At 33.1% G+C, this 17,138-nt stretch carries 12 protein-coding genes and 1 other annotated feature; of the genes, 2 read left to right on the top strand and 10 right to left on the bottom strand.

Translation table 11 applies throughout. From position 1 onward, the window contains the following. Positions 1-2 precede the first annotated feature (2 nt). The 6 genes from ACWOEC_RS07340 to ACWOEC_RS07315 all read right to left on the bottom strand — a co-directional run bounded on the left by ACWOEC_RS07340 (position 3) and on the right by ACWOEC_RS07315 (position 5,351). Positions 3-347 (bottom strand): ribosomal-processing cysteine protease Prp, encoded by a 345-nt coding sequence (locus ACWOEC_RS07340; protein WP_297079581.1) that lies wholly within the window; start codon positions 345-347, stop codon positions 3-5. A 26-nt stretch (positions 348-373) separates the two neighbouring features. Further along, entirely contained in the window at positions 374-682 is a 309-nt protein-coding gene (rplU, locus tag ACWOEC_RS07335) for a 50S ribosomal protein L21 (protein ID WP_297079579.1), read from the bottom strand. A 19-nt stretch (positions 683-701) separates the two neighbouring features. After that, positions 702-774: a sequence feature (ribosomal protein L21 leader region), on the bottom strand. Positions 775-840: 66 nt separating this feature from the next. Next, positions 841-1,410 carry a 3-isopropylmalate dehydratase small subunit gene (leuD, locus tag ACWOEC_RS07330; protein WP_455307063.1) on the bottom strand — a complete coding sequence of 190 codons (570 nt, stop codon included), beginning with the start codon at positions 1,408-1,410 and terminating at the stop codon, positions 841-843. Position 1,411: 1 nt separating this feature from the next. Beyond that, entirely contained in the window at positions 1,412-2,794 is a 1,383-nt protein-coding gene (gene leuC / locus ACWOEC_RS07325; protein ID WP_455307061.1) for a 3-isopropylmalate dehydratase large subunit, read from the bottom strand. Then, the gene (gene leuB / locus ACWOEC_RS07320; RefSeq protein WP_455307059.1) at positions 2,791-3,837 is read right to left on the bottom strand and encodes a 3-isopropylmalate dehydrogenase; all 1,047 of its coding nucleotides are present in this window, start codon (positions 3,835-3,837) and stop codon (positions 2,791-2,793) included. Before leuB ends, leuC begins: the two co-directional genes overlap by 4 nt. After that, entirely contained in the window at positions 3,834-5,351 is a 1,518-nt protein-coding gene (locus ACWOEC_RS07315) for a 2-isopropylmalate synthase (RefSeq protein WP_455307058.1), read from the bottom strand. The genes leuB and ACWOEC_RS07315 overlap by 4 nt, the downstream gene beginning before the upstream one ends. A gap of 563 nt (positions 5,352-5,914) precedes the next feature. Here ACWOEC_RS07315 and ACWOEC_RS07310 point away from each other — a divergent pair. Then, positions 5,915-6,919 carry a tyrosine-type recombinase/integrase gene (locus tag ACWOEC_RS07310; protein ID WP_455307056.1) on the top strand — a complete coding sequence of 335 codons (1,005 nt, stop codon included), beginning with the start codon at positions 5,915-5,917 and terminating at the stop codon, positions 6,917-6,919. 55 nt (positions 6,920-6,974) lie between these two features. Here ACWOEC_RS07310 and ACWOEC_RS07305 read toward each other — a convergent pair whose 3' ends face one another. The 3 genes from ACWOEC_RS07305 to ACWOEC_RS07295 all read right to left on the bottom strand — a co-directional run bounded on the left by ACWOEC_RS07305 (position 6,975) and on the right by ACWOEC_RS07295 (position 14,138). Then, positions 6,975-8,153 (bottom strand): protein kinase family protein, encoded by a 1,179-nt coding sequence (locus ACWOEC_RS07305; protein WP_455307054.1) that lies wholly within the window; start codon positions 8,151-8,153, stop codon positions 6,975-6,977. A 106-nt stretch (positions 8,154-8,259) separates the two neighbouring features. Beyond that, a complete protein-coding gene (locus ACWOEC_RS07300; protein ID WP_455307052.1) occupies positions 8,260-12,915 on the bottom strand; it encodes a DEAD/DEAH box helicase in 4,656 nt (1,551 codons plus the stop codon). 1,040 nt (positions 12,916-13,955) lie between these two features. Then, complete coding sequence (locus tag ACWOEC_RS07295) at positions 13,956-14,138, bottom strand: hypothetical protein (protein ID WP_455307050.1); 183 nt, start codon at positions 14,136-14,138, stop codon at positions 13,956-13,958. Positions 14,139-14,408: 270 nt separating this feature from the next. On the opposite strand from ACWOEC_RS07295, the gene ACWOEC_RS07290 reads away from it, so the two are divergent. Continuing rightward, on the top strand, positions 14,409-14,924 hold the full coding sequence (locus ACWOEC_RS07290) for a DUF6933 domain-containing protein (protein ID WP_455307048.1): 516 nt from the start codon (positions 14,409-14,411) through the stop codon (positions 14,922-14,924). 1,233 nt (positions 14,925-16,157) lie between these two features. Here ACWOEC_RS07290 and ACWOEC_RS07285 read toward each other — a convergent pair. Next, complete coding sequence (locus ACWOEC_RS07285) at positions 16,158-16,907, bottom strand: hypothetical protein (protein ID WP_455307046.1); 750 nt, start codon at positions 16,905-16,907, stop codon at positions 16,158-16,160. Positions 16,908-17,138 lie beyond the last annotated feature (231 nt).

Raw genomic sequence — 17,138 nt, 5'->3', positions numbered from 1 at the left:
TCCTATTTAATAATTTGTGTTTTAATTTGGATAGAATCGCTATTCTCATTTTGAACTGCTTGTAAACCAAGCAACAAATTTTCTAATAAAATTTGCGCAATGTTGGTTTGCTCCTGATTTTTAGAAAACGGCAATTCCATCGACAAGTAGCCACCTGCTTCATTATCCACTACAACATTCGGCTCAAAACCCGCTAAGGCTTCAATCCCATTGACTGTACTGATGGATAATGCTGAAACCGCGGCACAGACGATGTCCATTCCGTATTCTCCCGCATTTGCGTGACCTGATAATTCAAATGCTACAATGCGACCAGAAGCATCGCGATTGAAAGTTCCATTGATCATAACTATTTACCCTACTTTTTGATTAATTATGCGTTGATCGCTTCGATAACCACTTTTGTATATGGTTGACGATGACCTTGTTTAGTGTGAGAATGTTTTTTAGGTTTGTATTTGAAAGTCACGACTTTCTTTTGTTTGCCGTGTTTTTCAACAGTTCCTACAACAGTTGCGCCTGCAACAGTTGGAGCACCTACTTTAGTTGATTCACCACCAACTAAAATCACCTCGTCAAATGTTACTTGTTGTCCAGCTTCAACGTCTAATTTTTCAACGTAGATTGCTTGACCAACTTCAACTTTGATTTGTTTACCACCAGTTTTGATAATTGCGTACATGCTATACAGCACCTCCTTCTTTTAGACTTAGACTCGCCATCCCAAGTGATCTAACGATGCTTAAAACTTGTTCTGTGCGGTTGTAGCTGTGGAGTCCACAATTACAACAATACTAATCTATCAAATTTCACAGGCCGAGTCAAGAAAAAGTTGTTCTCTTACATCTTTTTTTCGTAAGCGTGGATTTTTTCTTCATATTGTAATGTGATCGCAATCTCATCTAAACCGTTGAGTAGTTTATGTTTCCAAGTCGCATCGATATCAAAAGAAAATCGTTGTGCTCCACACTGGACTTCTTGCTTGATCAAATCGACTGTTACCACTGCTGTCGGATCTTTGACAAGTTCTTGACGATTTGTTTCATCCAATACGATTGGCAATAGCCCATTTTTAGTCGCATTCATATAGAAGATGTCACTAAAACTACCGGCAATAATCACTTGAAAACCATAGTCCAACAAGGCCCACGCTGCATGTTCTCGCGATGATCCAGAACCAAAATTGTCACCTGTGACTAAAATTTTGGTATCTTGATAGGTATTATCGTTTAAAATAAAGTCTGGATTTGGTGTCCGGTCACGTAAATAACGCCAATCATCAAATAAAAACTCACCAAATCCAGTTTTTTCAATTCGTTTTAGATAGGTTTTTGGAACCAACTGATCCGTATCGATATTGTCGTTCATCAATGGAATCGCTTGACTTGTTACCGTTTGAATAGCCTTCATGTTATGCACGCTCCTTTACAAGTGGTCTCACATCGACGAAATGTCCATGCAGTGCAGCGGCAGCGGCCATTGCCGGACTACATAAATGCGTTCTGGCATTTTTTCCTTGTCGTCCAACGAAGTTACGGTTTGACGTCGATGCACAGTGAACAAATTCCGGGACTTGATCTGGGTTCATGCCTAGACACATCGAGCATCCAGGTTCACGCCATTCAAAGCCTGCTGCTATAAAAATTTGATCCAATCCAATCGCTTCTGCGGCCTTACGAACTGGTCGCGACCCGGGAACGACAATCCCTGTTACCTTAGGATCGATTGTTTTGCCTTTGACGATGGCTGCGGCTTCCTTTAAATCGGACAAGCGACCATTGGTACAAGAACCAATAAAAACATATTCGATTGGGATATCTTTTGCAAACTGACCAGGTGATAGCGCCATATAGTCATATGCCATTTGATCATTATGGTCCGTTATCTTTGGAAATGCATCTTCGATCGAAACACCCATTTCCGGATTGGTACCCCACGTAATGTAAGGAGATAATGCCGAAATATCTAAATGACGGTAGGCATCATAACAACTTGGTGCATCTGTTTTTAAATCAAGCCACGTCTTATTGTACATCTCGATATCTTCTGGTGCATAAGGACGTCCTTTAAGGTAATCGATTGTCTTTTCATCCGGAGCAATCATCCCCATCTTCGCTCCGCCTTCGATCGACATGTTGCAAATCGTCATCCGCTCTTCCATTGAAAGGCTACGGATGGTTTCGCCGTAAAACTCTACTGCATATCCCACACCAAAATCGACACCCAATGTTGCAATTAACGCGAGAATAATGTCTTTTGCATAGACGCCTGGCTGTAAGGTACCGGTGATCTCAATGCCCATCGTTTTTGGTTTTTTTTGCCATAGTGTTTGTGTAGCCAACACATGCTCGATTTCACTAGTTCCAATCCCAAATGCGATTGCTCCAAAAGCACCATGAGTCGCCGTATGGGAATCTCCACAAACAATCGTTTTCCCCGGTTGAGTCAGCCCTAGTTCTGGTCCAACCATATGTACGATCCCTTGATTTTTTGATCCGTTATCACACAATTCGATTTCAAATTCCGCACAATTTTGACGTAATGTATCCATTTGTTTTTTAGATACTAAGTCGGTAATCGTATGGATATCTTTCGTTGGGACATTATGATCCATCGTACCAAATGTCTTGTCTGGTCGTCTTACTTTACGCCCCGCTTGACGTAGGCCTTCAAATGCTTGTGGTGACGTCACTTCATGGATCAATTGTAGGTCAATATAGAGCAATTGTGCTTCATTTTCTGCACCTGTGATGACATGTTGTTGCCAAACTTTATCAAATAGTGTTGTATTCATACTACTCCTCCTTTATACGCTGCCAAAACAGCACATGTGACGTCAGTTGTTGTCGCTTGTCCATTTAAATCTGGTGTTCGTGTCGTCGATAATGCCTGCGCACAAGCTTGTTCTAAATCGTTGGCAATTTCTTCATAGCCAAAAGTTTCTCGTAACATCATTGCAACTGACAAGATCATCGAGATTGGATTTGCTTGATGTTTGCCTGCAATGTCAGGAGCTGAACCGTGAATCGGTTCATATAACGAAACACCTATACCATGACTAGCACTAGGCAATACGCCAAGTGATCCAGGTAAAACAGAAGTCTCATCGCTTAAAATGTCTCCAAATAGATTCTCGGTCACGATCACGTCAAAGCGAGTTGGATGTTTGATCAAATCCATTGCCACCGAATCGACATATTGATAAGATACTTCACACTCTGGATAATCCAACGCGATTTTAGCTACTGTTTCACGCCATAGACGACTTGTCGCTAAGACATTGGCTTTATCGACTGCGCATACTTTTTGCCGCCTAGTCTTGGCTAATTCAAATGCATAACGCACAACACGTGTGATTTCATCTACATGATAATAATTCGTATCGATAGCCTCGTGATCTGTTTTTTCACGTGGAGTTCCAAAATAAATCCCACTGGTCAATTCACGTACAACAATAAGATCTGTTCCATTGACGATTTCTTTTTTTAGCGGTGAAAAGTCAACTAAACTATCACTAACTTTGACCGGCCGAATATTCGCATATAACGCCAACGTTTTTCGCAGTTCTAATAGCCCTTGTTCTGGTGTCGTTTCAGCCGTTGTCCATTTCGGTCCACCAATTGCAGCAAGTAAAATCGCATCTGCTTTTTGGCAAGCTTCTAGTGTGGTATTTGGCAAAGGGACGTGCACTTGGTCAATCGCGCTCCCTCCAAATAAATGCGCTTGATGTTGCAGTGGTAAATGATGCTTTTCAATTACATAATCCAGTACGACTAGCGCACTTTCCATAATTTCTGGGCCAATGCCATCACCAGCTAATGTTACGATCGTCTTCATTTTCTTCCTCCTACTCGTTGATACATTTTCCCACTTGCCTGTACATAGGCTTTGGCAGATGCTTCTAGCACGTCAAAGTCGATCCCATTGCCACTGAATAGTTGCTGCTCTTGATCGCTGATGCTAACGTGAACTTGCGCTTGTGCATCCTCACCTTGTGTCAAAGATGTTATCGTATAGTCTAAGAGTAATGGTTCGTGATCGAATAGTTGATCGATCGCATGATAGATCGCTTGAATACTCCCATCTCCTACCGCAGAAGCTACTTTTAATTCGTTATTGATCTGCACTTCGATAACCGCACATTGATAACCATTGGATACATATTGAACTTGTAATCGCGTCAAGAAGATTTCGTCTTCTTGATTTAATTGATCACTGACGAGTGCGTGAAGATCGCTATCGCTTAATTGATTTTTTTTGTCCGCTAACGTTTTAAATTTTTTAAACAAGTCACTGATTTCTTCTGCTGAATAGTCATAACCTAATTGCTTCATTTTTTCATGAAATGCATGTTTACCAGATAATTTTCCTAAAGGCAGTGAGTTGGTTTTGACCCCCACCAATTGTGGTGTGATAATTTCGTATGTTTCTGGATTCTTCAAAACACCATCTTGATGGATACCTGATTCATGTGCATAGGCGTTCCCGCCAATTACCGCTTTATTTTTCGGAACATGAAGACCAGATAAACGAGAGACCAAATCACTAGTATTTTTCGTTTCTTGTAACTTGATTTTCGATTGGCATCGATAAAAATCACGTCTGATGTACAGTGCGACCGCGATTTCTTCTAATGCGGTATTGCCTGCACGTTCACCGATACCATTGACCGTTCCTTCGACTCGGTCTGCACCGTTTTCGATTGCTGCGAGTGCATTCGCTGTTGCCATCCCTAAATCATCATGGCAATGGGAAGAAAACGTGATTGGGGTCTGACTACGAATATGGTCGATCAAATAGCGAAAAAGTTCGCCATATTCTGTCGGTGTGGCAAAGCCAACTGTATCGGGAATATTGATGATCGTCGCCCCCGCATCGATTGCGGTTTGCACAGCTTGTAATAAAAAGTCTTTTTCAGTACGAGACGCATCTTCTGGTGAGAATTGGACGATCTCAAATAAAGAACGTGCATAGGTTACATGTTCATGAATCGATTGTATAACTTCTTCTCTCGTCATGTTCAATTTGTCCTTACGATGGATCGGACTAGTCGCTAAAAACACATGGAGTTGCGGTGATCTTGCTTGCGCCAATGCTTCATAAGCACGATCGATATCCTTTTTTTGACAGCGAGCTAAAGCTGCAACAGTCGCCGTTTTCACAGCTTCAGCAATTGCTTTGACAGCTTCAAAATCACCCTGTGACGCAATCGGAAACCCTGCTTCAATCGTATCGATCCCCCATTTTTCTAATTGTAAAGCGAGTTGGACCTTTTCTTTTTTATTAAAATGAACACCTGGTGTTTGTTCGCCATCACGTAATGTGGTATCAAAAAATTGAATATTTCTCATCTGTTTTCGCTCCTTTAAATTGAATTTAGGTATAAAAAAAACATTCCACAAAGGTTTTCCTTCATGCAATGTGAATAGGACTCTTCAAATACTACGTCGAAGAATCCTGGGTCATAATAATAAGTTTAGTGAAAGTACATTGTTCGTTTTAATCATAAGGCAAGCTCCTTTAACTGATTTCTTGTTACTGAGCATACCGATAAATAAAAAAGAAGTCAACCACTTTTTCTAAATTTTCTGAATATTTTGTTTATTTATAACAAAGAAAAATAAATAAATCTTGACCGACCTTACGGATGATTTAAACAGGTCTTCTAAAAGATAACAAAAAAAGACCTCTAGAAATCTCTAGAGGTCTACGAGCGTCACAGGAGGGATTCGAACCCCCGACGTCACGCAGAGAAAGCTTGATATATCAACGTTTTCAAGCTTCTCAGGGATACTATTGGTTCGCTGATTTCAACGAATTTTCCCGTTTATTTTTTATGTTAGGTAGTCGAACTCACCTCGAACTAGCACGTTTTTTCAATAAAATAACAATTTTTTAGAAAGGATTGAAAAAAATGGCTAAAAAAAATCGAGGAGAAAGCATATTTAAAGTAACTAAGTCTGCACCACTAGAACCATCTAATTTTGATAATTTCATTCATTTTCAGACACCTAAAGAAAATAGTAAAATAGAAATTCGTATGGCTTTAAAAAGAGTCTTAAAACAGATGGAACTGAATGGAAATCGTCCACGAACAATTAACGATTATAATAAGCAGTTCAACGATTTTATCAATAAGTGTAAAATTGTTTATATTTCCGACATATCGGTTGATAAAATCTATCAATGGCTTGAATCGATGGGAAATGTCCAAAATAGCACAAAACGAATACGGTTCAAAGCATTAGCATCTATCCTTAATCGCTTCTTTGAAAATGGTTGGATTCCAAATAAATTCTGGCGTGTTATCAAAATTAAGGTAGATGAAAAAGTTAAAGAAGCTACTACACCAGAAGACGTGGCTAGACTTCTTAAAATTCTTGATTTATCAAATTATTTTGAATTTCGTGATGCTTGTGCAGTGTTATTGATTTATCAAACAGGTATAAGAATCAATACCTTAAGCCAACTTGAAACAAAACACATTAATTTCGAACAAAAATGCTTAATTTTAGATGGAAGCATCATGAAAAACAGAAAATTATCCATGCTTCCACTTTCCGATGATATGTTAGAAATGTTATCTTTGCTTATTTATCAAAATAATATCATTAGGAATAGTAAAAATGTAGATAACAACCTCATATTTATCACTATGGAAGGAACTTCTGTTCAAAAATCAGATAAATCAAACGCTATTAGAAGAAGATTAGGAACATATTCAAAAGATTTTGATATTCCTAACCTAAATCCTCATGCTTTAAGACGTGGCTTTGCAACAAATTTATTACGGAAAGGTGCATCAGTAGCCCTTATTTCTAAAGCACTGAGCCATGCTGACTTAGAAACAACTTCTCGTTACCTATATTTAGATAGCACTGAAGCAGCTAATGAATTAAGAAGTTATCTTGATTCATGATGAAAAAGTGGTTAATAACCACTTTTTTAGAATTATTTAAAACTCGAACTTATTGTTACCAATCTGTTTTAAAAAATACTTTTTTCAATTCCTCTAACGATTTTACTCTTTTAGATAAATTCGCATTCATTCCAGAATCAATAAACTTCTCTACTTCTTTATTTTTATTATTATTATTCAGATTCTTTCTCCCAGTCATTATATAAAAAATCACCTGAGTTAACGCATAAATTTCATGTTGAATAGTGTATTTATCCGCTCCCATAATTTTCAACTGAGGGTCATTTAAACTTCCTTGAAATTCAGTATTTTGGCGAGTCAGTGTGCTATCAGAGTCTTTGAGATAACCAAAATCACAGACTTTTAAGATAATGGTTTTGTCATCATATTCCTTTACTAATATATTGGATAAAGAAATGTCTCTATGAAAAATCCCTTTAGAATGAATGTATTTAAACGCATTAAAAAGTTGAGCAACTAACCTTTTTCTTTCAAATAATTCTAATTTGGTATTATTTGAATCAATAAAATCTTTAAGCGTTTGTTTCACGTATTCCATAATAAATTCATTCGCATCATCATTATAGCTATAAACTTTTAATACATATAAAGAATCCATATTTTTCATATTTTCAAACTCTTTTTTAAATCGTATTAACTCAGTAGATGTTAGTTCTTTTCTTGCTCTTTTCAAAGCAAATGTTTGATTATAAAAAGTATCTTTAAACTTATAAACCATAGCATAAGAACCAGAATTAACCAATTTTAAAGAGGAATATAAACTGGTGTTTTCTTTTACAATTTCAATTTGCTTTTCAAAATAAATGATTGGTTCATATTTAACAATATTCAGTAACCGATAGTCTTCTGGAATAGTTGACCCACCAGAATTACTGAGATGCGGTTGAATGAATCGAATAGTGTCTACATAATTATCAATCATTTTAAAAGCATAATCAGTTCTAGATAAAGCATGTTCAAATTCTTCATATTTATCAACCAGTATAATTAATTCTCTGCTAGGGTCTGCATTAAAATGATTATTATAATTTGCTTTTTCATTTAAGAAAGAAAATAGAGAATTAAACTGGTTCTGGAATACTGCGAAACAAAATCTCAGGCGATTATCTTCTACACTTTCATATAAACGTTCTTCTGGTAATTGCCCCATGACTTTATTGGAAAAACCCATTAAAAAATCAACATTTTCATCTAGAATATAATCTACATTCATATGTTACAACTCCAAACATCAATGATAATAGTTTTCTCTTACAAAATATATTTCTCAATACAATAAAAAGCCTAATTAAAGACTTCTTATTGTAACTATTTAAACTTTAGTCAATTATCTCCAATGGCGGTAAACTTTCTACTAAATCCATTGTTTGCATAGATACATTAATAATAGACAACAATAGATTAAATATATATTTTGGGTTATCTGAGAACTCGTTAGGGTCATCCACTATCCCAGATTTTTTATCTTTTTTCACTTGATATTGGTCAATAATCCACTCAATAGCAGGTTTTCCATTTACAACATATTCATATGCACGTTCAGGAATATCTTTTATGACAATATCTTCATTAAAAATGATGGTATCTAATTGACCACGTTTAGGATGTTTCATCTTCTTCACTTTAAAACTCGGATTATCTGATTTAAAGACTATATTTACAGCGTCATATGCAGAAACATCTTCATAATTTAAGTGTAAATCAGCTAATTCTTTACCAACTTCTACATATTTTTCTTTGTCTTTAACTTCTGGAATACGAGCAATAGCTTTTCTCAAATCGTTGTCATATTTTATAACAAAATCTCTATGGTTTATTACAGCATAAACATAAAAAAACATATCATCTTCGCTCAATCCATACTTAGAATTCATAAAACTTAAATCTAATAATCCTTCTGATTTCTTTTCCAATGGATAAATCTGTGCTTTTTCCATTGAATCAAAATTAGGAATACGGGAAATAATCAAACCTGAAAATTGTCGCTTTGTTCCTAATCCAGTTGTTATCAAAAACTTTGGATTTTTACTATCTATATAGGAATCAAATCTACCCGGCATTTCAACAACACTTTTATCATATAATATCCATTTTTTTGTATATGGACGATATTGACTTAAAATCATCTTAGAAAAATCTGGCTTTAATTCAATTCCTTTAGCAAAGCGTTGACGTAATGCACGCGACCAATTAACAAAATCACCATTTTCATTTAATTTTGCACTCTTATTCTTATTCAACCGCTTTAACTCTTCATTATAATTAAAAGTCATCTTTTCTATGTTTCTTTGAATTTTCTCTTTACTAAAACCATAAACCCAATAATCCCTACTAGTATTTATACCATTTAATTTTTCATTAAAAATAGCATTATCTTCCCCAAATAGAGGTATATAATTTTTATATTTATTATCCCGCTGATTAATCCAATCATTGTTTTCGTCTGGATGAATTTCCTTCCAACTAATATTACTTATGAATTGTCTATTCCTCAATATTTGTAGTTTTTCTTCACGACTTAAATAATCACCAATATCATGGTAATGAATTTCGTTGCTGTCACTGCCATCTTTTACTAAAATACTTATAGCAATTGGCGTCCGACTACCTGAATCAAATACATTTCCTGCTTCTTTTCGTCTCTGTTCTCCTGAAGTTCTGGCATCACCTCTTAAATTAAAAATATAAAGATGATTAAATTCATCATGCAAACACTTTCTCATTCCATCTGTCGCTTGAGAGTCAATAAATGAACCATTAGATACAAATCCGATTACTCCTTTTGAACCTATCCTGTCACTTGCCCATCTAAAAGCCTCAATATACGAATCATATAAGGTTTTTTTCATTTTTGAATCTGTATATTTAGCATAAGTTTTACTAATAGCGTGTTCCAATTTCGGATAACTTATATTAGCAGAATTATCATTATCTGATTTTTGCCCTGCAGAATAAGGAGGATTACCAATTATCGCTGTTATTGGCACTTCTTGTTGACGTTTTAATCGTTCATCATTTGTTCCAAAGAAAGCATCGTCTAACGTATCCTCTTGTTCCGTTGACTCAAAGGTATCAGTCAATACTATTCCTTCAAAAGGTTCGTATTCTTCATGATTCAACTCTGCAAAAGTTGATTCAATATTAATTGCTGCAATATAGTAACTTAATAACACAATCTCATTTGCATGTAATTCTTGCGTATATTTTCTCGTAATATCAGCTAGAGTTATTTCTCCATTTGCTAACTTATCTTTTAGGTAGTGTAATGTCCGAACAATAAATGTTCCTGTTCCTGTAAATGGGTCTAAAATATGAACTCCTTCATCTTCAATAGCTTTTCCAAAGTGTTTTTTCAATACGTCATCGACTGATTTAACAATGAAATCAACAACTTCTACAGGTGTAAATACTATACCTAATCGTTGCGTAGTTTCTTTAAAACCTTTCGAGAAAAATTTATCATATAAAGTAATAATGATTCTTTGTTTAGCTTCCGCATTATCAATACCTTCCGCACGTAATTTTACAGAATCGTAAAACTCTTTTAATTCATCTTGTTCTTTATTAAATCCACCAAATTTTGACAACTCTTCTACAATTTTATCCATTGCTTCTGAAACAGGATTGTTATTTACAAAGCTATATTCTCCAAAAAGAGCTTCAAAAATAGGAGCAGTAATTAGGTGTTGAGCTAACATTTCAATTGCTTGTTTTTCATCAATACTTTCATTGATATTATGTTGTAAACTCTTCAAAAACTTATCAAATTCAATGGCAGTTTGAGAATTTTCATCACTAATCATAATGGTTATTTGTTCAATATGACGTTGTGCTATTTTCGCAACATCTTCTGACCAATCTTCAAGGTATCTTCTGTCTCCTACCTTTTTGACAACTTTTGCATAAATAGCGTTCTCAATTTCTCCCCAATCTAAATCTAAAGAAGTTTGGTAAACATTTTCATCTCTATCACCTATAATTGAAGCATTTCCGACTTCTTCATCTGAAGGAGCTTCACCTATACCGATAACATCCATATTTTCAGGTTTTTTTCTATTTAATTCCAGTTTATTAATCATAGCTGAAAAACGTTCATCCACTGAACGCAACGCATTTAAAATTTGCCAAACCGCTTCATATTTTTTATTGTTATCCAAAATTGATTCTGGGGTTGTCCCTTCAGGAATAACAATAGGTAGTATAATGTAACCATATTCTTTGTCTTTAAATTTCCGCATGATTCGACCGACTGCTTGGACAATATCTACTTGTGATTTCTTAGGTGCTAGAAAAATCACTGCATCTAGATTAGGAACGTCAATTCCTTCTGTCAAAAATTTCACATTAGATAATACTCGTGTTTCATCTTCTGCAAAATCTTCTGATAGCCAATCTAACGCCTCTTTCTTTTCTAAGGTATTCATCATACCGTCTACATGGCGAACATTAATTGATTGCTGAATACTTTCATTTCCATCTAGGTATTCATTGACTACTTCATTGAACTGAGAAGAAATTTTCTTTGAATTATTTATAGTGTTAATGAAAGAAATAGCTCTTTGCATAGGTTTTCCTTTAAAAACAGCATCTTTATCAACACTACTTCTTTTCATTAATCCGTTCCAAACACCAATTAGTTTGGAAACATCATCAACATCTAAGCCATTTTCACTATCAGATAGGACTTTCTGCATGTCTTTTTGAATAACCTTTTCATCGACTGCTAAGACCATTACTTTATAATCAGTCAAAATATCATTTGAAACTGCTTGTCCAAATCCTAAGCGGAAAATTTCTTCTCCATAAATGTCTTTATTATCCATTGATGACAAGACAATGCTAGAATCTTCTGCTTTTTGTTTTGCATCTGTTCCGTAAATTTTAGGTGTTGCTGTTTGATACAAGCGTTTACTTGCTTTGATATAGTTATTATTATGAACTCTTGTAAATACGCTTGCTTCTTCTCCTAAAGCCTTAGCCCCTGTTGTTCTATGTGCTTCATCACAAATAATAATATCAAATTCAGGAAAGCCTTTTTCTTGTGCTTCATGTAGAACTTCAATAGATTGATAAGTAGAATACACAACCGTTAAGTCACGTTGATTATTCTCTATTTTTTTATAATTGGATAGTAATTTTTCTGAATCTGTTGTCGCAGGAAAGCCAATATCTTTAGCAGATAATTCATCAGCATTCTTCTTTTTAGAAGCGTTCCTATCACTTGTCACAGCAAATGAATGCATACTTAGTTCCGTGTCATTATTCCAACCAATCAACGTTTGACTCAATAATTGGATACTTGGCACTAAATATAAAACATTAAAGGTTTCTTTATTCGTTTGTTTAGCCATCTTTTCAACTAATTTCAAGCTAGTAAAGGTTTTCCCTGTTCCCGGTGACATAATTAATTGACCACGGTCATTTTCTTTAAAGTAATCCATGGTTAAATTAATGGCATCATTTTGGTAAGGTCTAGTTTTCTTCACATTCTTTACTTTTACTTCATTCGGTCTACTTGGAATAAAAGATTCCCAAGCAACTTGACTATTTCTTAAATCACTCAAACCAATTTGTGCAACTGGTTTTGATAATTGATTAATCGCTTCATCTGCATTACTACTCAATGAATCTAATGAATACACAATAATTCCATCAGAATAATAAGACTTTCCAAGTTCAGCTAAAAATGAATCAATATGTCTTTTATATATTTTATTGTCATAAAATTTAGCTTGAATAGCAATCAATTCTCCTGTGGCTTCATTTCTTGCTACTAAATCAACCCCCGTATCTTTTTTGGGGATTGCATATTCTTCTGGAACTTCATTTAATAACCAAACATCTGAAAATAAATTTTTGTATGTTGGTTCATTTTTGAAATAAATTTGTGCGATTTTTTCAAAAAGAGTTCCCTTATCTCTTTGAATCTCATTTGATTGTTCCCTTGCTAATTGAATAAGTTCATCAAATGTCATTATTTTTCTCCTTCGTAAAATATTCATTTTAATTATAACAGCTTTCAACTTAATTAGGGATATAAAAAAACCTAGTCTAAAGCAGACTAGGTTTCAATTTCTGGAAAGCTTTCAATAATAGTCCATTCCATTTCTGAACTACTTATTGTTTGATGAATAATATTCTGCACAGTATCTCGATATACCTGATTTCCCACACAATCATTAGACAATGCCTCTAATGCTAGTAAAGAGAAAATAGCTTGTTTATAGCTTAGATTACTTGTAATAACAGTGACGCATTCAATTCATAATAATAGTCTCCATTCATTTTGATGGTTCTGAAGACCATCATTCAACGTTGCTATAGTCAATAAAAAAATACGATTTTTCTATTCAATCAAATATTTCTTTACTCATTTCAATTTAGAAAGACAAATGCTCTTAATATTTTATCTCCATCAGGACTAATAAGTATTTTTATCTCAAAATTTTTATCAAAAGCCACTTAAAAAATGACACTTGAAAAAGTCAACAAAATCAAGGGTTTTCTACTTATTGACAAAATCAACAGATTGTTGTTATGTCAACGTTTTAAAGCACTATTTTTCAAAAAACACCTGTCAGATACAACGAAGAAATTTTTATGGGTAATTCTACACTTAAAGTTATCTGGGAGGTATTTTTTATATAAACTATTTATATCTGCTTAAATAATCGTTGATAAATCAACGTTTTAAATAACAAAAAAACTTACTTCCTAGCTTTAGATTCAATTCTATATTACCTAAAATGTATTTTAAGATTTTTCAAATCTCATGTATCATTTTGCTATTAAATATATTTTTATTCAATTTTTAAAATCTATAGCTGTTGGTTTAATTTTAATATTTCTTTTTCAATAAGTATACAAAAAGACAAGCAGAGTAATCTACTTGCCCAAAAGGAAAGAGAACAGTGGACTAGACTGTTCTCTTAATTTAAATATGACTTTTTTGTTTCGCATCTCTATAAATAAGATAACATCCTATTTCTATAATTGCAAATTTGTAGAACATTTTTTAATGTACAGGTGTAGATTTATAATTCAAGCTTGCTCCTGCATCAGTTGTTGCTTTACTGAATATTTCAGCTAATTTAGGTTGTAATGTATCACGGAATAAAATATATGCGATTAATACGAAAATACCAAAAATTACCACCGCTACGATTACAAAAAGTCCTTGTGAAGCTCCATCTGTCATGAAAAATGACCTCCTTTAATATAAAATTTTATACAAGAATAATGAATATTCATGTTATATTTTTATATTATCATCATCATTTTTAAATTGCAATTTTAACTGTCGTATCAACACTTCACATCTAACTTTACTTATTTATATAAATCTAATTATTTGTTATATTTAATAAAAAAGTAAAGGGTATTTTATTGCTTTAAAACAAACGTATATTAATTAATTCCTAACAGAAATTCATCTGATATAATAAAAGAAAATCACTTGGAGGACATTATGAATCTCATACCCACTAAAAAAGCATTGCCTCTATTTTCAGTTTTTCCAAAATCAAAAAATGAATCGCCTAATTTGGAACGTTCTTTTTATTCTTGGCACGCAAACTATTTTACTTTTAATCGAAAAAAGATTTTGGTGCTAGTAAATGATAAATCATTTTCACCTATTGTATTAGCTGATATTAATGCTAAAAATAAAAAAGATTTGAACCATATGATTAAAGCAGGGATTGAAGAAGTATTTAGTTATAGTAATATACCACCTGTTCAAATTAAAAAGTATTTTCTAAAAGCTGGTAGATTGGAAATTTCTTCAAATTATAATCGTTCAATTATCAGTATCAACAATAGTATGATTCAACACTGTCAATTCTTTACTGAAGAAATTGATTTCCAAACAAATCTACAACCAACTATTATGAAATTCTTAGCAAATACTCCTTATCGTAGCCAAACACCTGAATATTCCATCAGCAGCGAAATCGTTGGAACCGAATTAAAGAAATTAATCTAAATTGGCTATTCAAAATTATAATTCTTTTTTATCTTAAAATTATCATCAAAAACCACTTAAAAAATGACCTTCAAAAAACCCTTATTTATCAAGGGTTTTATACTTGTTGACAAAAACACAAGATTACTGTAATATCAACGATTTTTCAATGTATTTTTCAAAAAATACCTCTCAGACGACACGAAGAAAAATTTGTGGGTAATTCTACGCTTAAAATTATCTGAAAGGTGTTTTTTGTATCGAAGATTTTCATAAACTATACTTAAACGTCTGTATATCAATATTTACATATAGTTTTTCAAATCATAAAACTGGTACAAGTAAAATTTTTATCTTTCCATCAGATTATGATTTAAATTAATATCCACAAAGTCATTTTACTATTTAAAAGTTCAAAAATATTTTATGGATTTCTACAATTGATTCTATGCTGCTTATTTTACGTTCTAAGACGTTTTAAATTTTTATGTATAATTTATCGAAAATAATTTCTAACACTCTCTAAAGATAATATATGCTGTTTAAAACACATTTAGAGTTATTTTATTATCTAAAAACTTCATTAATTCATTTTATATAATATTATGTATATTGTTGTTAGATAGAGGCTTTTATAGATTATCTAAGTACTGTCATTTAGTTAAATCAAAAAGAGATAAATATAGAATTTCGTTATATATAAAAATACATAATCACTGATAAAGAGTAAATTTTAGCTATTTTACTGAACCTAAGCACATCAATTAAGTAAGCAAGATGACATCTTGCTGTCACCATAAAATATAAACACTGATATATCAACGTTTTATAGCTATTTTTATCACACAATTATCAAGTGTAAATAAGTTTTTGCGTAAAGATATGTGTGAAAACAGATAGTTTACCCTAGATTTTATTGACTTTTTTTGACCTTCCCATTATACACATCTAGAGGGAATATAAAAAGTGCGTATTGGTCTTAGAAAAAACAAGTAGTTTTCTATTGATTTTATTGGCTTTTATAAGCCTCCTCATTATACACATCTAGAGGGAATATCCTATATAGATGTGTATAATGATTTCTATCAATTATGCCAGTATTTTCTAGGGAAAACTATACGTATTTTTCTTGTTCAATACGCAATTTTGAATTGATATAAAAAGAGATAATATTCTTAATATATAGAAATAACCCTTTATTATCAATGATTTCTAATAGAAAAAGACAGATAGAAACACTAGCTGTCTAGTATGCTAATTCACTTTATATATAACATTCTTAGATGAATACTTCTCCTTAATCCCTAACTGATTATACAATTCTTTAGTTAGTCTACACGTATTTAAACCATATTTATTGTATATATCCGCTCTTAGTTTCTTAAATCTTTCTGCAGTGTCACGAACCTTTAATCTTCTTGCTTTAGCTAACTTAGAAATAACATCCTTTTCGTATACATATCCTTTTTCTTCTATCTCGTTCATGATAATTCTAACTGAAGCTTTTTCCAATTTCTCACTTGCTTGGCTTAAATTACTGTCTGCTTTACTCATCTTTATTTTTTTCTGTTCAACAAGTGGTTTATAAGATTGTGGAAAATCCTGATAAGCCTTTTCTTCTCCAAAAAGTCTATATACCAATTCATAACTTAAACTACCGACTGTTACTTTATTTTCTCTTAAAACCTTAGCGATTCCTTCACTAACTGCTGTGTTTTCATCCGTCAAGTTTGTTGGTTCGTAGATGTTACTCGTTCTTAGCTTAGTGCAATCTTTCTTTTGTTCCAGTATCAAACCATTAAATATATCCTTAGGAATTTCTGCTTCTGGTTTCTTTTTAACAATCTCAGTAACAATCATATGATAAAGAATTTTTCTTGTCCTATCTAAGCTTACTTTCTTTTGGTTCGTTACTCTAGCTAATTGCTTTGCCAGATTTTTAATGCTGTAATAATTTAAATATCTTAGTTCGCCATTATCATCCATATAAACATAATCATACATAAAGTCTAAAACAATAGGAATTTCCACTTGATATTTACTAAAATATTGATAGAGTTCAGGATACGTTTGTTTTAATTCTCCTGATTGTAGTTCTCGCTTAAATTTTGATTACGTCCATATAATTGTGTAAAAGATAAAAGGCCATGTAACAGCCCTTTTACGGTACAATGTTTTTAACCACAAAAACATACCCAGGAGGACGTTACATGACCCAAGTACATTTTACACTGA

Source organism: Enterococcus bulliens, assembly GCF_053761865.1.
Note: the sequence above shows the minus strand (reverse complement) of the source record. Positions and strands in the feature narration are given on the sequence as shown.